Source organism: Rhizobium sp. L51/94 (assembly GCF_019355555.1).
GTDB lineage: Bacteria > Pseudomonadota > Alphaproteobacteria > Rhizobiales > Rhizobiaceae > Rhizobium > Rhizobium rhododendri.
In genome coordinates this window covers 423,346-441,415 of record NZ_CP072141.1, presented here as the reverse complement: position 1 = coordinate 441,415, position 18,070 = coordinate 423,346, and the positions used below count along the sequence as shown (strand labels likewise).

15 protein-coding genes are annotated in these 18,070 nt (G+C 61.8%); 13 read left to right on the top strand and 2 right to left on the bottom strand.

What is annotated here, in order from left to right:
- The first annotated feature begins 7 nt into the window (after positions 1-7).
- The 10 genes from mdh to lpdA all read left to right on the top strand — a co-directional run bounded on the left by mdh (position 8) and on the right by lpdA (position 11,327).
- Positions 8-970, top strand: a complete 963-nt coding sequence (mdh, locus tag J5274_RS02170) for a malate dehydrogenase (RefSeq protein WP_142824712.1) — start codon at positions 8-10, stop codon at positions 968-970.
- A 44-nt stretch (positions 971-1,014) separates the two neighbouring features.
- Positions 1,015-2,211 carry an ADP-forming succinate--CoA ligase subunit beta gene (gene sucC / locus J5274_RS02165; protein ID WP_142824713.1) on the top strand — a complete coding sequence of 399 codons (1,197 nt, stop codon included), beginning with the start codon at positions 1,015-1,017 and terminating at the stop codon, positions 2,209-2,211.
- Positions 2,212-2,215: 4 nt separating this feature from the next.
- On the top strand, positions 2,216-2,596 hold the full coding sequence (locus tag J5274_RS02160; protein ID WP_142824714.1) for a hypothetical protein: 381 nt from the start codon (positions 2,216-2,218) through the stop codon (positions 2,594-2,596).
- On the top strand, positions 2,596-3,498 hold the full coding sequence (sucD, locus tag J5274_RS02155; protein WP_142824715.1) for a succinate--CoA ligase subunit alpha: 903 nt from the start codon (positions 2,596-2,598) through the stop codon (positions 3,496-3,498). Before J5274_RS02160 ends, sucD begins: the two co-directional genes overlap by 1 nt.
- 162 nt (positions 3,499-3,660) lie before the next feature.
- Complete coding sequence (locus J5274_RS02150) at positions 3,661-6,645, top strand: 2-oxoglutarate dehydrogenase E1 component (protein WP_142824716.1); 2,985 nt, start codon at positions 3,661-3,663, stop codon at positions 6,643-6,645.
- Positions 6,646-6,789: 144 nt separating this feature from the next.
- Positions 6,790-8,037: a 2-oxoglutarate dehydrogenase complex dihydrolipoyllysine-residue succinyltransferase gene (odhB, locus tag J5274_RS02145; protein ID WP_142824717.1), complete on the top strand. Its 1,248-nt coding sequence runs from the start codon at positions 6,790-6,792 to the stop codon at positions 8,035-8,037.
- A gap of 53 nt (positions 8,038-8,090) precedes the next feature.
- Entirely contained in the window at positions 8,091-8,480 is a 390-nt protein-coding gene (locus J5274_RS02140; RefSeq protein WP_142824718.1) for an MAPEG family protein, read from the top strand.
- 6 nt (positions 8,481-8,486) lie between these two features.
- Positions 8,487-9,242 (top strand): SDR family oxidoreductase, encoded by a 756-nt coding sequence (locus J5274_RS02135; RefSeq protein WP_142824719.1) that lies wholly within the window; start codon positions 8,487-8,489, stop codon positions 9,240-9,242.
- Positions 9,243-9,255: 13 nt separating this feature from the next.
- The gene (locus J5274_RS02130) at positions 9,256-9,894 is read left to right on the top strand and encodes a LysE family translocator (RefSeq protein WP_142824720.1); all 639 of its coding nucleotides are present in this window, start codon (positions 9,256-9,258) and stop codon (positions 9,892-9,894) included.
- Positions 9,895-9,920: 26 nt separating this feature from the next.
- Positions 9,921-11,327, top strand: coding sequence for a dihydrolipoyl dehydrogenase (lpdA, locus tag J5274_RS02125; RefSeq protein WP_142824721.1), 1,407 nt, complete (start codon positions 9,921-9,923; stop codon positions 11,325-11,327).
- A gap of 510 nt (positions 11,328-11,837) precedes the next feature.
- On the opposite strand, the gene J5274_RS02120 is transcribed toward lpdA, so the two are convergent.
- Complete coding sequence (locus tag J5274_RS02120) at positions 11,838-12,929, bottom strand: TraB/GumN family protein (RefSeq protein ID WP_142824722.1); 1,092 nt, start codon at positions 12,927-12,929, stop codon at positions 11,838-11,840.
- A gap of 84 nt (positions 12,930-13,013) precedes the next feature.
- On the bottom strand, positions 13,014-13,949 hold the full coding sequence (locus tag J5274_RS02115; RefSeq protein WP_142824723.1) for a tyrosine recombinase XerC: 936 nt from the start codon (positions 13,947-13,949) through the stop codon (positions 13,014-13,016).
- 139 nt (positions 13,950-14,088) lie between these two features.
- Here J5274_RS02115 and J5274_RS02110 point away from each other — a divergent pair, with 139 nt between their 5' ends.
- The 3 genes from J5274_RS02110 to J5274_RS02100 all read left to right on the top strand — a co-directional run bounded on the left by J5274_RS02110 (position 14,089) and on the right by J5274_RS02100 (position 17,843).
- Positions 14,089-15,042, top strand: a complete 954-nt coding sequence (locus J5274_RS02110) for a GNAT family N-acetyltransferase (RefSeq protein WP_142824724.1) — start codon at positions 14,089-14,091, stop codon at positions 15,040-15,042.
- Between the two features lie 80 nt (positions 15,043-15,122).
- Positions 15,123-17,342, top strand: coding sequence for a primosomal protein N' (locus tag J5274_RS02105; protein WP_142824725.1), 2,220 nt, complete (start codon positions 15,123-15,125; stop codon positions 17,340-17,342).
- A gap of 117 nt (positions 17,343-17,459) precedes the next feature.
- Positions 17,460-17,843, top strand: a complete 384-nt coding sequence (locus J5274_RS02100) for a DUF4345 domain-containing protein (RefSeq protein WP_142824726.1) — start codon at positions 17,460-17,462, stop codon at positions 17,841-17,843.
- Positions 17,844-18,070: the final 227 nt, after the last annotated feature.

Sequence of the window (18,070 nt, the reverse complement as noted above, 5' to 3'; positions counted from 1 at the left end):
TCCCGAAATGGCGCGTAACAAAATCGCACTCATTGGTTCTGGCATGATTGGTGGCACGCTGGCGCATCTCGCCAGCTTGAAGGAGCTGGGCGACATCGTCCTCTTCGACATCGCGGACGGCATTCCACAGGGCAAAGGCCTTGATATTTCCCAGTCTTCGCCGGTCGAAGGCTTTGACGTCAACCTAACCGGCGCCAGCGACTACTCGGCGATCGAGGGTGCTGATGTCTGCATCGTCACCGCCGGTGTCGCTCGCAAGCCGGGCATGAGCCGCGACGATCTGCTCGGCATCAACCTCAAGGTGATGGAGCAGGTAGGCGCCGGCATCAAGAAGTATGCCCCGAACGCTTTCGTCATCTGCATCACCAACCCGCTCGACGCGATGGTCTGGGCCCTGCAGAAGTTTTCCGGCCTGCCGGCCAACAAGGTCGTCGGCATGGCGGGCGTCCTCGACTCGTCGCGCTTCCGCCTCTTCCTCGCCAAGGAATTCAACGTGTCCGTCCAGGACGTCACGGCCTTCGTGCTCGGTGGCCACGGCGACACGATGGTGCCGCTGGCGCGCTACTCGACGGTCGGCGGCATTCCGCTGACGGACCTCGTCACCATGGGCTGGGTCACCAAGGAGCGCCTCGAGGAGATCATCCAGCGCACCCGTGATGGCGGCGCCGAAATCGTCGGCCTGCTCAAGACCGGTTCGGCTTATTACGCTCCTGCTGCCTCTGCCATCGAAATGGCTGAGTCCTACCTCAAGGACAAGAAGCGCGTGCTGCCTTGCGCCGCGTATCTTTCCGGCCAGTACGGCGTCAACGACATGTATGTCGGCGTGCCGACTGTCATCGGTGCCGGCGGCATTGAGCGGATCATCGAGATCGACATGAACAAGGCTGAAAAAGAAGCCTTCGACAAGTCGGTCGCTGCCGTCGCCGGTCTCTGCGAAGCCTGCATCAACATCGCGCCTTCGCTAAAATAAGTTTGGCGCTGAAATAAGCGTCGCGTTCCAATAGGGATAGATCCATGAATATTCATGAATATCAGGCCAAGGCTCTGCTGAAGAGCTTTGGTGCACCGGTGGCAGAAGGTGTTGCCATCTTCAACGCATCGGAAGCCGAGGCAGCCGTCAAGCAGCTTCCGGGCCCGCTCTACGTCGTCAAGAGCCAGATCCATGCCGGCGGTCGCGGCAAGGGCAAGTTCAAGGAACTGCCGCCGGAAGCCAAGGGCGGCGTTCGTCTCGCAAAGTCGCTCGAGGAAGTCCAGGCTTTCGTCAAGGACATGCTCGGCAACACGCTGGTGACAGCCCAAACCGGTGAAGCCGGCAAGCAGGTCAATCGCCTCTACATCGAAGACGGCGCCGACATCGACCGCGAGCTTTACCTCTCCATCCTGGTCGACCGTGCCGTTGGCCAGGTCTCCTTCGTCGTTTCGACCGAAGGCGGCATGGACATCGAGACCGTCGCCCACGACACGCCGGAAAAGATCATCAACGTCGCAATCAATCCGACGACGGGCGTCACGGCGGCAGACGTCGCCAAGCTCAGCGATGCGCTGAAGCTCGAAGGCGAAGCTCGCCAGGACGCTGAAAAGCTGTTCCCGATCCTCTACAAGGCCTTCGTCGAAACCGACATGGCCCTGCTCGAAGTCAACCCGCTGATCGTCATGACCAACGGCCGCCTGCGCGTCCTCGACGCCAAGGTATCGTTCGACGGCAACGCGCTGTTCCGCCATGAAGACATCGTTGCGCTGCGCGACACCAGCGAGGAAGACGAGAAGGAAATCGCCGCTTCCAAGTACGATCTGGCCTACGTTGCCCTTGATGGTAACATCGGCTGCATGGTCAATGGCGCCGGTCTCGCCATGGCCACCATGGACATCATCAAATTGTATGGCGCAGAGCCTGCCAACTTCCTCGACGTCGGCGGTGGCGCGACGAAGGAAAAGGTTACGGCAGCCTTCAAGATCATCACGGCCGATCCTGCCGTGAAGGGCATCCTGGTCAACATCTTCGGCGGCATCATGAAGTGTGATGTCATTGCCGAAGGCGTTCTGGCTGCCGTCAAGGAAGTCGGTCTGCAGGTCCCGCTCGTTGTCCGCCTCGAAGGCACCAACGTTGCGCTTGGCAAGAAGATCATCAACGAGAGCGGTCTCAATGTCATTTCCGCCGACGACCTGGACGATGCCGCCCAGAAGATCGTCGCAGCCGTGAAAGCAGCTTAAAACCATGGCCAAATCCCCGAAGAACCCCAATCGCCAGCCTTTCGGCCCGAACGAGACAGATGCCAATCTGTGCTACTTCGTCTGCTGGGACAGCGAATACGACAGCGAAGACGGCACGGCCGAGCGTTGGGCGCATTTCACGCACAACGATGACGCGCAGGCCTACTTTGCCGAGAAGATCAAGGATGCAGACCTCTTCGTCTGGAAGGGCGAGCTGGGCATTTCCCAGGTCGACCAGCACTATGACTGGTTCCGTACCCAGTGGTCCAAGAACCTCGAAGCGCACCTGACGCAAAAGTCGGCCGCCGGCAAAGGCTACCGCTTTTCCAATGACGCCTTTGAAGCATTCGATCCCCTCGAGTTCGAGGAAGAGGAAGACAACTGATGTCCATTCTGATTAACAAAGACACCAAGATCCTGGTTCAGGGTCTGACCGGCAAGACCGGCACGTTCCACACGGAACAGGCGCTCGCCTACCACGGCACCAAGATGGTCGGCGGTATCAACCCGAAGAAGGGTGGCGAGACCTGGAGCGGTTCGGCCGGCGAATCCCTGCCGATTTTTGCAACCGTTGCCGAAGGCAAGGAAGCAACTGGCGCCGACGCATCGGTCATCTACGTGCCGCCAGCCGGCGCTGCCGCGGCCATCCTCGAAGCCATCGAAGCCGAGATCCCGCTGATCGTCTGCATCACGGAGGGCATCCCGGTTGCCGACATGATCAAGGTCAAGGCTCGCCTCGACGCCTCCAAGTCGCGCCTCATCGGCCCGAACTGCCCAGGCGTGATGACGCCTGACGAATGCAAGATCGGCATCATGCCGGGCTCGATCTTCAAGAAGGGCTCCGTCGGCGTCCTGTCGCGCTCCGGCACGCTGACCTACGAAGCCGTTTTCCAGACGACCAACGAAGGCCTCGGCCAGACCACGGCTGTCGGCATCGGTGGCGACCCGGTCAAGGGCACCGAGTTCATCGACATCCTGGAAATGTTCCTCGCAGACGAAGAAACCAAGTCGATCATCATGATCGGCGAAATCGGCGGTTCGGCTGAAGAGGACGCGGCGCAGTTCATCAAGGACGAGGCCAAGCGTGGTCGCTCCAAGCCAATGGTCGGCTTCATCGCTGGCCGCACGGCCCCTCCCGGACGCACCATGGGCCATGCCGGCGCCGTGATCTCTGGCGGCAAGGGTGGCGCGGAAGACAAGATCGCTGCGATGGAAGCCGCAGGCATCCGTGTATCGCCGTCTCCGGCCCGCCTCGGCAAGACGCTGGTTGAAGTCCTCAAGGGCTGATCCGATATAGAAGGGCAGGGACATCAGCCCCTGCCCATTTCGATTTCAGGGCATCTGCCCGAAATGACTGCCGCCACTGGCGGATGAAAATTGAAATGCGGCCGCCGGAAATGACCGGCAATCCATTCAAGTCGGGAGGCGGACCAGCGTCCGCAGATCACCATGGCAAGACAAGAAGCCAACGAGCAATTTCAGATCACGTCGTTCCTCGACGGCGCCAACGCGGCCTATATCGAGCAACTCTATGCGCGCTACGAGCAGGACGCGTCGTCGGTTTCCGACGAATGGCAGTCCTTCTTCAAGGCGCTGGACGATAATCCGGGCGACGTGAAGCGGGCAGCCAAGGGCGCCTCGTGGCAGCGCAAGAACTGGCCAATTGCGGCCGGTGGCGATCTGGTCTCGGCGCTTGACGGCAACTGGGGCGTGATCGAAAAGGTCGTGGAGACCAAGGTCAAGGCCAAGGCGGAAGCAGCGGGCAAGCCGACCGACGGCGCCGACATCATCCAGGCGACCCGCGACTCGGTGCGCGCCATCATGATGATCCGTGCCTACCGGATGCGCGGCCACCTGCACGCCAAGCTTGATCCGCTCGGCATCGCTGCCCCGGTCGAGGACTACCACGAGCTGTCGCCGGAAGCATACGGCTTCACCGAGGCCGACTACGACCGCAAGATCTTCATCGACAACGTTCTCGGCCTCGAATACGCCTCGGTCCGCGAAATGATCGAGATCCTCGAGCGCACCTATTGCTCGACGATCGGCGTCGAATTCATGCACATGTCCAACCCGGAAGAAAAAGCCTGGGTTCAGGAACGCATCGAAGGCAAGGAAAAGGGCGTCGCGTTTTCTCCGGAAGCCAAGAAGGCTATCCTGCAGAAGGTCATCGAAGCCGAAGGCTACGAGCAGTTCCTCGATGTCAAGTTCAAGGGCACAAAGCGTTTCGGCCTCGACGGCGGTGAATCGCTGATCCCGGCGCTGGAGCAGATGCTGAAGAGCGGCGGCGCTCTCGGCGTGCGCGAAGCCGTGTTCGGCATGGCCCACCGCGGCCGCCTCAACGTGCTGTCCCAGGTCATGGGCAAGCCGCACCGCGCCATCTTCCACGAGTTCAAGGGCGGCTCTTATGCGCCCGACGAAGTCGAAGGCTCCGGCGACGTGAAGTACCATCTCGGTGCCTCCTCCGACCGCGATTTCGACGGCAACAAGATCCACGTCTCGCTGACGGCCAACCCGTCGCACCTGGAAATCGTCGACCCTGTCGTCATGGGCAAGGTCCGCGCCAAGCAGGACATGGGCGCCACCGTCTGGGAAGGCGACACGATCCCGCTTTCCGAGCGCGCCAAGGTCATGCCGCTGCTCATCCATGGCGATGCGGCCTTTGCCGGCCAGGGTGTGATTGCTGAAATCCTTGGCCTCTCCGGTCTTCGCGGCCACCGCGTCGCCGGCACCATGCACGTCATCATCAACAACCAGATCGGCTTCACCACCAATCCGGCCTACTCGCGCTCGTCGCCCTATCCGTCCGACGTCGCCAAGATGATCGAGGCACCGATCTTCCACGCCAACGGTGACGATCCGGAAGCCGTCGTCTACGCGGCCAAGGTCGCGACCGAATTCCGCATGAAGTTCCACAAGCCTGTCGTCCTCGACATGTTCTGCTACCGTCGCTACGGCCATAACGAAGGCGACGAACCGTCCTTCACGCAGCCGAAGATGTATAAGGTGATCCGTGGTCACCAGTCTGTCCTGCAGCTCTATTCGGCCCGCTTGATCGAAGAAGGCGTCGTCTCGCAGGAAGACGTCGACAAGATGAAGGCCGACTGGCGCGCGCATCTCGAGGAAGAGTTCGAGGCCGGCCAGCACTACAAGCCGAACAAGGCCGACTGGCTGGACGGCCAGTGGTCGGGCCTTCGGACCGCAGACAATGCAGACGAACAGCGCCGCGGCAAGACAGCCGTGCCGATGAAGACGCTGAAGGATATCGGCCGCAAGCTGTCCGAAATCCCCGAAGGCTTCAACGCGCACCGGACGATCCAGCGCTTCATGGAAAACCGCGCCAACATGATCTCGTCGGGCGAAGGCATCGACTGGGCAATGGCAGAAGCGCTGGCTTTCGGCGCTCTTTGCGTCGAGGGCACGAAGATCCGCCTTTCCGGCCAGGACTGCGAGCGCGGCACGTTCTCGCAGCGCCACTCGGTGCTCTACGATCAGGAAACCGAGCAGCGCTACGTGCCGCTTGCCAACCTGTCGTCGACCCAGGGACGCTACGAAGTCATCAATTCGATGCTCTCGGAAGAGGCTGTGCTCGGCTTCGAATATGGCTACTCGCTGGCCCGTCCGAATGCTCTGACGCTTTGGGAAGCCCAGTTCGGCGATTTCGCCAACGGTGCGCAGGTGGTCTTCGACCAGTTCGTATCGTCGGGCGAGCGCAAGTGGTTGCGCATGTCGGGCCTGGTCTGCCTGCTGCCGCACGGCTACGAAGGTCAGGGCCCCGAGCATTCGTCGGCACGCCTGGAGCGCTTCCTACAGCTTTGCGCAGAAGACAACATGCAGGTCGCCAACGTTACGACGCCGGCTAACTATTTCCACATCCTGCGTCGCCAGATGAAGCGCGACTTCCGCAAGCCGCTGATCATGATGACGCCGAAGTCGCTTCTGCGTCACAAGAAGGCTGTGTCGGGCCTCGCCGAAATGGCCGGAGAATCCTCTTTCCACCGCCTGCTGTGGGACGATGCCGAAGTCATCAAGGACGGACCGATCAAGCTGCAGAAGGACGCCAAGATCCGTCGCGTCGTCATCTGCTCCGGCAAGGTCTACTATGACCTTCTGGAAGAGCGCGAGAAGCGCGGTGTCGACGACGTCTACCTGCTGCGCATCGAACAGCTTTATCCATTCCCGGCAAAGGCGCTGATCAACGAACTTAGCCGCTTCCGCAACGCGGAAATGGTCTGGTGCCAGGAAGAGCCCAAGAACATGGGCGCCTGGTCGTTCATCGATCCTTATCTGGAATGGGTGCTTGCCCATATCGACGCCAAGTACCAGCGCGTCCGCTACACCGGCCGTCCGGCCGCCGCATCGCCGGCAACGGGCCTGATGTCGAAGCATCTGGCGCAACTGGCAGCCTTCCTCGAGGATGCGCTCGGCGGCTAAGAACGAAGCGGAGGGGATGTCTCGATATATCCCCTTCGCACAGCATACGATTGAAGACGTCGCCTGCCGGGCTCCGTCAGACCACTCTTCGGCCGCTGCCGGAGCGCCGTCCCACCGATAACGATCAAAATTCAGGATTTGAACATGGCCACTGAAATTCGCGTACCCACCCTCGGCGAGTCCGTCAGCGAGGCGACCGTCGGTACCTGGTTCAAGAAGGTTGGCGACGTCATCAAGGTCGACGAGCCGCTTGTCGAACTCGAAACCGACAAGGTGACGATCGAAGTGCCATCGCCGATTTCAGGCACACTTTCGGAAATCGTTGCCCAGGCCGGCGAGACGGTCGGTCTCAACGCGTTGCTCGGTCAGATCTCTGCCGGCGGCGCTGGCGCTGCGGCCGCCCCGGCTGCTGCTGCCCCTGCCAAGGCCGAGCCTGTTGCGGCCGCTGCACCTGTCGCTTCCGTCTCTGCCCCGGCTGCTCCCGCCGCACCGACATCGATGCCACCGGCTCCGGCTGCTGCAAAGCTGATGGCCGAAAATAACGTTGCTGCCGATCAGGTTGACGGTTCCGGCAAGCGTGGCCAAGTCCTGAAGGGCGATGTGATCGCTGCTGTCGCCAAGGGCCTTTCGGCGCCTGCTGCTGCAGAGCCTGCCAAGGCCGCGCCGCGCGCACCGACTGCCGTCGAGGATGCGCCGCGCGAAGAGCGCGTCAAGATGACCCGCCTGCGCCAGACGATCGCCCGTCGCCTCAAGGATGCGCAGAACACCGCTGCCATGCTGACCACCTACAACGAGGTGGACATGACGGCTGTCATGGCGCTCCGCACGAAGTACAAGGACATTTTCGAGAAGAAGCACGGCGTCAAGCTCGGCTTCATGGGCTTCTTCACCAAGGCCGTGACCCACGCCCTGAAGGAACTGCCCGCCGTCAACGCCGAGATCGATGGCACCGACATCATCTACAAGAACTATTGTCACGTCGGCATGGCCGTCGGCACAGACAAGGGCCTCGTCGTTCCGGTCATCCGTGATGCCGACCAGATGACCGTTGCGGAAATCGAGAAGGACCTCGGCCGTCTTGCCAAGGCTGCCCGCGATGGCACGCTGTCGATGGCGGACATGCAGGGCGGCACGTTTACCATCACCAACGGCGGTGTCTACGGCTCGCTGATGTCCTCGCCGATCCTCAACGCACCACAGTCCGGTATTCTCGGCATGCACAAGATCCAGGAGCGCCCGGTCGTCGTCGGCGGCCAGATCGTCATCCGCCCGATGATGTATCTCGCCCTATCCTACGATCACCGCATGGTCGACGGCAAGGAAGCCGTTACCTTCCTGGTCCGCGTCAAGGAAAGCCTCGAAGATCCGGAACGCCTCGTTCTCGATCTCTAAAACTGAACAGCAGGGCCGCATCTGGCGGCCCGCTTGCCCTCCGGAAAGTCTAAATGTCCTTTCAAATCACCTATCTGCTCTGGAGCGCGGCGCTGGCTTTCGCCTATCTAACGGCGCAGGCAACCGCGTTTCGCCTGCAGATCGGCGTCAAGGCGGCCAATTCGACCCGCGACGACGAGCCGGAACCCAACCTCCTGACGGGCCGGGCAACGCGCGCGCTGCGCAATTTCCAGGAAACCTATCCCATCTTCATCGCGCTCAGCGTGGTGGCGATCTTTGGCAATCACGACGATGCGCTGGTATCTTGGGGTACCGCTCTGTGGTTCTGGGCACGTTTTGCATATCTCCCGGCCTACATGCTGGGCCTCAGCCCTTACCGTTCGTGGATCTGGACGGTGTCGTTCATCGGTCTCGTGCTGATGTTCGTCGGCCTTTTCTGGTGACGTGATATGGGCAGCGACCGTCCCGTGCTTCTCGTCACCGGCGGCAGCCGCGGAATAGGCGCAGCTATCGCGCTCTCCGCAGCGAAGCAGGGTTTCGCCGTGGTCGTCAACTACGCGACGAACCGAAGCGCGGCCGAAGCCGTGGTCGATGAGATTGCAAGCAACGGCGGGCAGGCTGTCATCGCCGAGGGAGACGTCGGAAGTGCTGCCGGGATAGCCTCGATGTATGCAGTCGTCGATACTCATTTCGGCCGCATCGACGGCCTGGTCAATAATGCCGGTGTTGTCGACATGACCGCGCGGGTGGATGAGATGTCCTGGGACCGGCTCGAGCGGATGTTTCGCATCAACATCACTGGCTCTATCTTTTGTGCGGGCGAAGCCGTCAGGCGGATGTCGACACGGCATGGCGGCAAGGGCGGTGCTATCGTCAATATTTCCTCTGTGGCAGCGACGCTCGGCTCGCCGGGCCAGTATGTCGACTATGCCGCCTCCAAGGGTGCAATCGACACATTCACGACGGGCCTTGCCAAGGAAGTTGCGGCAGAGAATATCCGGGTGAACGCTGTGCGTCCGGGTATCATCGACACCGAGATCCACGCTTCCGGCGGACTTCCGGATCGGGCGCGGGATCTGGCCCATCTGGTGCCGATGCAGCGGCCCGGCGAGGCGCAGGAGATTGCCGATGCGGTGTTGTTCCTGTTGTCACCGTCGGCTTCCTATATTACGGGTGCCATCCTAGACGTCAGCGGCGGACGCTGAGAGGGGGGCAAATATGCAATATCTGTTCGAATTCCTGGGCCTGATGGCGGTGTTCTCCATCTTCATCGTCGTGCCCGGCGCCGATTTCGCCGTCGTGCTGCGCCAGAGTGTCGTCCATGGCCGTCGGGCTGCCATGATGACCGGCGTCGGCATGGGCTTTTCGCTGCTGTTCCACATCAGCTACACCATCCTCGGCCTCGGCCTGATCGTCTCTAAATCGCTGTTGCTGTTCAGCGTGATCAAATGGGCCGGTGTTGCCTACCTCGTCTATCTCGGCATCAAGTCGTTCCGGGAACCGGGTTTCAAGGTTGCCGATATCGCGGTGACGGAAGACGACCGCAAGCCGGTGTCCGCCTGGCGATGCCTGGCAACAGGCTTCATCACCAATGCGCTGAACCCTAAGCCAGTGCTGTTCTTCCTGTCGCTGTTTTCGACCCTGGTCCACCACGACACGCCTGCGCTCATCCAGTTCAGCTACGGCATCGGCATGGCGACGGCGCTCGTTGCCTGGTTTGCCGCAGTCTCGGTATTCTTTACCGTCAAGCCGATCCGCGACCGCTTCATTGCGGGCGGAAAATGGTTCAACCGTATCACCGGAGCGGCCTTGGTCGGCTTCGGCCTTCGTCTCGCCCTGGCGCGCGCCGCCGACTAACCGGAAAAATCCAAGAGGAATTCTCGATGTCTTATGATGTGATCGTTATCGGAACCGGCCCTGGCGGCTATGTCTGCGCCATCAAGGCAGCACAGCTGGGCATGAAGGTCGCTGTCATCGAGAAGCGCGCCACGTTTGGTGGCACCTGCCTCAACATCGGCTGCATTCCCTCCAAGGCCCTGCTGCATGCCTCCGAGATGTTCCACCAGGCCGGTCACGGCATGGAAGCGCTCGGCATCGAGGTCGCTGCTCCAACCCTGAACCTGCCCAACATGATGGCTCACAAGGATGCCACCGTGAAGTCGAACGTCGAGGGTGTCGCGTTCCTGTTCAAGAAGAACAAGATCGACAGCTTCATCGGCTCAGGAAAGATCGTCTCGGCCGGCAAGGTTTCGGTCACCGGCGATGATGGCCAGGTCCAGGAAATCGAAGGCAAGAACATCGTCATCGCCACCGGCTCGGACGTTGCGGGCATTCCGGGCGTCCACGTCGATCTCGACGAGAAGATCATCATTTCATCCACCGGCGGCATTGCGCTGGAGAAGGTCCCGGCGACGATGATCGTCGTCGGCGGCGGTGTCATCGGTCTCGAACTCGGATCCGTCTGGTCGCGTCTCGGCGCCAAGGTCACGGTCATCGAATATCTCGACACCATCCTCGGCGGCATGGACGGCGAGGTGTCGAAGCAGTTCCACCGCCTGCTCGCCAAGCAGGGGATGGACTTCCACCTGGGCGCCAAGGTTACCGGCGTCGAGAAGTCGGCGACGGGCGCCAAGGTCACCTTCGAGCCGGCCAAGGGCGGTGAAGCGACCTCGCTCGATGCTGACGTCGTGCTGATTGCCACCGGCCGCAAGCCGTACACCGCCAACCTCGGCCTCGAGGAAGCCGGCGTCGTGCTCGACAACAGAGGCCGCGTTGAAATCGACCACCACTTCAAGACCAACGTAGCCGGCATCTATGCCATAGGCGACGTCGTGAAGGGTCCGATGCTCGCCCACAAGGCGGAAGACGAAGGCGTCGCGCTGGCGGAAATTCTCGCTGGCCAGGCCGGCCACGTCAACTACGACGTCATCCCGAGCGTCGTCTACACCCAGCCGGAAGTGGCTTCCGTCGGCAAGACAGAGGAAGAGCTCAAGGCCGCTGGCGTCGCCTACAAGGTCGGCAAGTTCCCGTTCAGCGCCAACGGCCGCGCCCGCGCCATGCTGGCAACGGATGGCTTCGTCAAGATTTTGGCCGACAAGGAAACCGACAAGGTCCTCGGTGGCCACATCATCGGCTTCGGTGCCGGCGACATGATCCATGAAATCGCCGTGCTGATGGATTTCAGCGGCTCTGCAGAAGATCTCGGCCGTGTTTGCCACGCCCATCCGACTATGTCGGAAGCCGTCAAGGAAGCAGCCATGGCTGCCGCCTTCAAGCCGATCCATATGTAAAATCGAAAGGAGCGCCAAGGCCTCTCGCCCTGGCGCTCCTGCGCTTGCTTCGATGCCAGCCAACTGCAGGCATGCCAAAATGCGTCGCGCCTGATATGGCCGAACGTGATGGGGAAATGGCAAGCAGCCGGGTGGCTGGTGTTGTTTGTGTCGGGGTGTGGCTGCCTGCCGATCGGTTGCGATTTGACGATATCGATACGGGGGTCCGAATTCCGCTACCCGATATCCCGATCACTCAGCCCAACGCCTCGTGATCATCGCTTCCAACCATCATCGGACACCGGATATCGTCCCGTTGGAGCGACCGGTTCGCGACCCGGCTTCCCCTTCCTTTGACCTCTGCAGTATAGGCCCACCGGCAGGTATGGGGATGAAACAAGCCTCGAAAATCTGTAAGAACCTGATTTGACTGCGTGAAAAAATAAATCACGCCGGATTTATCCCCCATGCCGAAAACTGTGTTATGGGGCCGCAAATTTGCTTAGGTGAGACGCTCCTCGAGCCGCCAGATCAATCAACCGCCGTCAGCGTAAAGCCCTGCTTGCGGAACAGTTCGACCAGGCCCTGGTCGCCTGACAGGTGCAGGGCGCCGACGGCCATGAAGACGTTGCCGTTGGCAAGGATCGGCGCGGCGCGCTCGGCCATGACCTTGTTGCGGTCGAGGATGATGCGCTGCTCGAAGGAGGCGTAATCGCCGTCGCTATCGGTGTCTTCGCCATCGGGCGTGACGACCTTCAGCATAGCCATCGTCGCCCCGGCATTGCCGGACAAATAGAGTTCGGTCATCGTCTCGACGACGTCGTTCATCTTGTCGCCGAGCTGCAGGGTTTCGATCAGCGACTTCAGGTGGAAGGCGGCCGGCAGGTCGGCCATGGCCTGAAGCTGCTCGACGAGCGTTTCCAGCCCCTTGACCTGCTTGCCGGCTGCGGCTGCGTCGTTGGCGATCTTCTGGTCGAGGAACTGTGCGCCCTTGGCTTTGCGCGAGAGTTCGCAGGACGGCAATGCGACGACGCTGGAGATCATCCATGGCTGCATATGCGACACCGCGCCCAGCGTGATGCCGCGTTTGGCAAGGCCGGCCTCGAGCTTGGCGGCGTCGGCTGCCGGCAGCAGCGAATTGATCGTCGCGCCGTTGGCGAGCATGGTGAGGTCCGGGCGGGCGAGGATCGCCATCGTCGCCTTCTTTTCATCGAGTATTTCGTCGGATTCGACGATGATCGTGTCGGCCTTGGCGTCCGCTTCCGCCGCGCCCTTCGGCATGACCAGCACGCGCGGATCGGTGACGTGCATGGTGCCGAGCAGCCAGGAGGTCTTCACTCCGGGCTTTTCAATCTTCCAGAAAATGCTGCGCCCGTTCGCGACCTTGTCACCGTCAGCGAGGAAAGACGCGTATTTCGCCGGATCGTTCTTCTGCAGTTCGGCAAGCAGGTTCCTGCCGCCGCAGGCCGCATCGTCTGCGGCATGGGCGGGCGCAAAAGAAGCCAGCGTGACAACCAGCGTGACGGCGAATGCAAGGGGCAGGGACGCCGCCGCCCAGAAGCCGGCGTTGCCGAGCGTCGAAAGGATGGCGGGCCGGGTCTTCTGGCGGTAGACTGATGTCATGACGATCTTTCAGCGGACGGGATCTGCATCTGCTCTACCCCGCGCGGAGCGGATATTCTCTTAACGCATTCGGTTAACCGGAGTTTAAGCCCGCGGATGGGCGCGGTCATAGACTTCGAGCAGGCGGGCGGAATCGACGCCGGTGTAGACCTGCGTCGTCGACAGGCTGGCGTGGCCGAGCAGCTCCTGGATGGTGCGAAGATCGCCACCGCCGGCCAGCAGATGGGTGGCAAACGAGTGCCGCAGCGCATGTGGTGTTGCCGTTTCCGGCAAGTTGAAAGCGCTGCGAAGTTTCTGCATGCCGCGCTGGATAAGGCCGGGATGCAGCTTTCCGCCGCGAGCGCCGCGAAACAGCGGCAGGGCCGGGTCGAGATCGTAGGGGCAGAGCTGCTTGTACCGCTCCACGGCATCGACGACGACTGCCAGCAGCGGCACGATGCGCATCTTGTTGCCCTTGCCGGTGATGCGCAGCGACGTTGCGCCGGGGCGGAGATCGTCCGGCATGAGATCGAGCGCTTCCGAGATGCGCAGCCCGCAGCCGTAAAGCAGCGTCAGCACGGCGGCGTCCCGCGCGGCGATCCAGGGTTCCTCGTGCATCTGGGCTTCGTCGCTGACGACATTGATGGCCTGGCTGTCGGACAGTGGCTTCGGCAGAGATTTCGGTTGCTTCGGCGAGCGGACGGCAGCGGCACCGGCAGCGTTCACCAGCCCTTTTTTCTCCAGGTAACGCAGGAGAGAGCGCAATCCGGCGAGATTGCGGCCCAGCGAGCGTGCACCGGCGCCATCGCGGCGGCGGTTCGCCAGAAAGGCGCGGAAATCGGCCGGGCGCAGGGCCTGGATGTCCTTCAATGTGGTCGGGCCGGCAAGGTGGCCAGTGAGGAAAAACAGGAACTGGCGTGTATCGCGCTCATATGCATCCAGCGTGTGGGCGGATAGCCTGCGCTCGCTGCGGAGCGCCTCCAGCCATTTCTGGCGCTCGTCCAGAAGCTGGGGATGGGCCATGATCAGGATCTCGCCCACGGTAAACCTCTTGAATTCCAATTTTAGGCTGCCACTTTGCCTCAATGAGAGTTATGGAATCGCTAACGTTCCGGCTGGCGTGTCATGCTTCGATCATCTTACGCCGCGATAACCACGACATAAGCATGCAGGACCTTCCATGACGCGCCGCGATTCTACCTCGACCCTCGGACAGCTTGCCGGCGCCATCGCCCTGGTGTCGCAGGGAAGGCCCGGCCATATCGTCGATACGCTGATCGCCGAGCGCGGCGAGAAGATCGTCAAGAGCCCTTTCTGGCCGCTCATCCGTCCCTTCCTGCACGTGCTGCTGCGCTATCACAAGGCGATCCGTTTTGCCGACGATGTCGCCAAGCTTCCCGGATTCCAGTCCTTCGAATATATGAGCGACCTGCTGCAGCTCGACATCCGCTGCCAGAATGCCGAGCGTATTCCGGCCAGCGGCGGCTTCATTCTGGTGAGCAACCATCCGACCGGCATTGCCGACGGTGTGGCGATCTTCGACCTGATGAAGGCGCGCCGGCCGGACATGATGGTGTTTGCCAATCGGGACGCGGTGCGTGTCAATCCGCGCTTTGCCGAGATGATCATTCCGGTCGAATGGCGCGATGAATACAAGAGTAAGCTGAAGACGCGCGAGACGCTGGTTCTTACCAACAAGACGGTCGAGGAAGGCAAGGCGATGGTCCTGTTTCCCTCCGGTCGCATTGCCTACTGGGCGAATGGCAAGCTGAACGAGCGGCCGTGGAAGACGTCGGCGGTCGCGCTGGCACGAAAATATAATCTGCCGATCCTGCCGGTGCATCTGTCGGCGCGCAATTCCGGCCTGTTCTACTGGTTTGCCAAATGGTCCACCGAACTCCGCGACATGACGGTGTTTTACGAACTGCTCAACAAGCGCGGCGACCGCTTCGACTTCCGCGTCGGCAAGCTGATATCCCCGGACCAACTGGAAGGCGATGTCAACGAAGTGACGAGGGCGCTGGAAAAGCTGACGGTGCATGACATGGCGGCGGACGCCGATGCCGAGTTCACGCCGCTTTCGTCACCGACAAGCGAGCTGGCACCGCGCCCGCTCGTTGCGAATTCGCTCTGACGCGACATTCCCAAGTTGGTGATCATTCGGCACCATTCGCCGGTTTCATTTCTTTCCAACTCCGGGCATGGTCTGCCGTAATGAACAACGATTCCTCCGATCTGTTCGGCGCGCTTGCGAAGGTGCCGCCGGTGACGCGTACTGTGCCAGTTCTGGTGCCTATGCCTGCGCCTCGGCCCTATTCCTATGCCGTGCCCGAGGGTATGGCGGTCGAGCCCGGTTCGGTCGTGCAGGTGCCGCTGGGTCCGCGCCAGGTGATCGGCGTCGTCTGGGACGGTGGCGATGACAACGGCGTCGACCCCAAGAAGCTGCGGCCGATCACCCGTGTCTTCGACTGCCCGCCGCTCGCGAAAGAAATGCGCGACTTCATCGACTGGGTGGCGACCTACACGCTTTCGCCACCCGGTCATGTGGCGCGGATGGCCTTGCGCGTGCCGGCTGCCTTCGATCCGGAGCCGATGGTCGAGGGGCTCAAGTTCGTCGGCGGCGCACCCGACCGGCTGACACCGGCCAGAAGCCGCGTGCTGGAAATGGCCGTCGGCGCGCCTTCGTGGACGCGTAGCGGCCTCGCGCACGCTGCCGGCGTGTCGACAAGCGTGATCGACGGTCTGGTAAAGCAGGGGGTTTTCGAGACCATCTTCCTCACCCCGCCGCCTGTCGTTGCCAAGCCGGATCCGGATTTCGTCGCTGCCCGGCTGGAGGGGCCGCAGAAGCAGGCGGCAGTCGAGGTGATCGACGAGGTCAGGAACGCGACGTTCTCGGTATCTCTGATCGACGGGATCACCGGGTCCGGCAAGACCGAGGTCTATTTCGAGGCGATTGCCGAGACTTTGCGGCAGGGACGGCAGGTGCTGATCCTGCTGCCGGAAATTGCCCTGACAGCAAGTTTTCTCGAGCGGTTCCAGCAGCGCTTCGGATCGAAGCCCGCCGAATGGCATTCCGATCTCGCACCGCGCACGCGCGAAAAGGTCTGGCGGCAAGCTGTAACGGGGGATGTGCGCGTGGTCGCCGGTGCGCGCTCGGCGCTGTTCCTGCCGTTCGAGGATCTCGGGCTGATCATTGTCGACGAAGAGCACGACCCTGCCTACAAGCAGGAGGACCGCGTCTTCTACAATGCCCGCGACATGGCTGTGGTGCGTGCCCGGATCGGCGATTTTCCCGTGGTGCTGGTGTCGGCGACGCCATCGGTCGAAAGCCAGGTCAACGGCCAGAGCGGCCGGTACAGCACCATCCACCTGCCGACGCGCTTCGGCGATGCGGCGTTGCCGGATCTTCACCTCGTCGATATGCGCCGGCATGCTCCAGATCGCGGCGGTTTCCTGTCGCCGGTGCTGTTGCGTGCGGTTGGAAAGACGGTCGCGGACGGGCACCAGGCGCTGCTGTTCCTCAACAGGCGCGGCTATGCGCCGCTGACCCTCTGCCGCGTCTGCGGACACCGCTTCCAGTGCCCGCAATGCTCCAGCTGGCTGGTCGAGCACAGGTTTCGCCAGCAGTTGCAGTGCCACCAATGCGGCCATGCGGAGAGGACGCCGGAAGCCTGCCCGGAGTGCGGCACCTTCGATCATCTCGTGGCCTGTGGACCCGGTGTCGAGCGCGTCGCCGAGGAGGTGGAGAAGCATTTTCCGGATGCAAGGACCATCGTCCTGTCCTCCGATATTCTCGGCGGCGTCAAACGCTTGCGGCTGGAGCTGGAGGCGATCGCCAATGGCGAGGCGGATATCGTCATCGGCACGCAGCTGGTGGCGAAGGGCCACAATTTCCCGCTGATGACGCTGGTCGGTATCGTCGATGCCGATATCGGGCTTGCCAATGGCGACCCACGGGCGGCCGAGCGGACATTCCAGCTGCTGAGCCAGGTCACCGGCCGCGCCGGTCGGACCGGCCTGAAAAGCCATGGCCTGCTGCAGACCTACCAGCCGCAGCATCCCGTCATGCAGGCGATCGTCTCGGGTGACGCGGCTGCGTTTTACGAACGCGAGATTTCGGAGCGGGAAAGAGCTCTGCTGCCGCCGTTCGGACGGCTTGCCTCGATCATCGTCTCGGCCGAAACGCGCCAGGATGCCGAAACCCATGCGCGCGGTATGCGCAACGCCGCGCCCAACGTGCCGGGCATTGCCGTTCTCGGGCCGGCGGAAGCGCCGCTGGCGCTGGTGCGCGGCCGGCATCGGTTCCGGCTCCTGGTGCACGGCCGGCGCAATTCGGACATGCAGGGTTTTTTGCGCACCCTGCTGGCGCAAGGGCCGAAGGAGCGCGGCTCCGTCCATGTGCAACTCGATATCGACCCGCAGAGCTTTTTGTAAACCGAGCCGCTGCCGACAGCATTGGTTACCAAAACCATGGGGCGGGGCATCCATATTTCCTCGACACGGACTTCGTGCCATAAGGCCGGCAATGCTTCAGATGATTTGGGAACGGTGATGGAATTTTATTTTCCGACTGAACGGGGCGAACAGCTCGCCTATTGCGCGGCTGCCTTTACGGCCTTGCTCGGGCTCTTCATGATGTTTGCGCCTGGATATGCCTATCGCATTCTCGGTCTGCAGCCGCGCGAGGGTCGCCTCGGCGCCTATGCGGAGGCCCGGTCGATGGGCGGATCGTATATCGGCTTCGGCCTGATGGCGATCCTTCTGGCACAGCCCATGGTTTATCTCGCCCTCGGCACGTCTTTCGCGCTTGCAGCATTCGGGAGGGTGCTGTCGCTGATGTCGGACCGTGGAAACGTCGTCGTCAACCTGGTGATGCTTGTCATCCAGGTAGCTCTTGCAGCTTTGCCGATTATCTATTTTCTCGGCTGGATTTGAGCAGAATTTGACCTGCGCCAACTCGTCGCGGGGAGAATTCGGCTTTTTGCGGCAGAAATCCCCGCGAAAGGCGCAATAGGGACCGAGGTGTGTTGCGAGTCTCAACTTCCTATGTTAGACGGGCTCGGAAATGGGAAGAAGCGGGGGCATCTCCCGCGGATTTCTTGGGGGAAATCAAAACCAATTCAAAGTCCTAGGCATCCGCACGCCCGGATCCTAACTTTAGG

Bases quoted from the DNA above. Each gene is read 5' to 3' on its own strand.
- J5274_RS02105 (WP_142824725.1), top strand. From the start codon at position 15,123: ATGAACAACGATTCCTCCGATCTGTTCGGCGCGCTTGCGAAGGTGCCG.
- J5274_RS02150 (WP_142824716.1), top strand. From the start codon at position 3,661: ATGGCAAGACAAGAAGCCAACGAGCAATTTCAGATCACGTCGTTCCTC.
- J5274_RS02135 (WP_142824719.1), top strand. From the start codon at position 8,487: ATGGGCAGCGACCGTCCCGTGCTTCTCGTCACCGGCGGCAGCCGCGGA.
- lpdA (WP_142824721.1), top strand. From the start codon at position 9,921: ATGTCTTATGATGTGATCGTTATCGGAACCGGCCCTGGCGGCTATGTC.
- J5274_RS02160 (WP_142824714.1), top strand. From the start codon at position 2,216: ATGGCCAAATCCCCGAAGAACCCCAATCGCCAGCCTTTCGGCCCGAAC.
- J5274_RS02140 (WP_142824718.1), top strand. From the start codon at position 8,091: ATGTCCTTTCAAATCACCTATCTGCTCTGGAGCGCGGCGCTGGCTTTC.
- J5274_RS02110 (WP_142824724.1), top strand. From the start codon at position 14,089: ATGACGCGCCGCGATTCTACCTCGACCCTCGGACAGCTTGCCGGCGCC.
- J5274_RS02100 (WP_142824726.1), top strand. From the start codon at position 17,460: ATGGAATTTTATTTTCCGACTGAACGGGGCGAACAGCTCGCCTATTGC.
- J5274_RS02130 (WP_142824720.1), top strand. From the start codon at position 9,256: ATGCAATATCTGTTCGAATTCCTGGGCCTGATGGCGGTGTTCTCCATC.
- J5274_RS02120 (WP_142824722.1), bottom strand. From the start codon at position 12,929: ATGACATCAGTCTACCGCCAGAAGACCCGGCCCGCCATCCTTTCGACG.
- odhB (WP_142824717.1), top strand. From the start codon at position 6,790: ATGGCCACTGAAATTCGCGTACCCACCCTCGGCGAGTCCGTCAGCGAG.
- sucC (WP_142824713.1), top strand. From the start codon at position 1,015: ATGAATATTCATGAATATCAGGCCAAGGCTCTGCTGAAGAGCTTTGGT.
- sucD (WP_142824715.1), top strand. From the start codon at position 2,596: ATGTCCATTCTGATTAACAAAGACACCAAGATCCTGGTTCAGGGTCTG.
- mdh (WP_142824712.1), top strand. From the start codon at position 8: ATGGCGCGTAACAAAATCGCACTCATTGGTTCTGGCATGATTGGTGGC.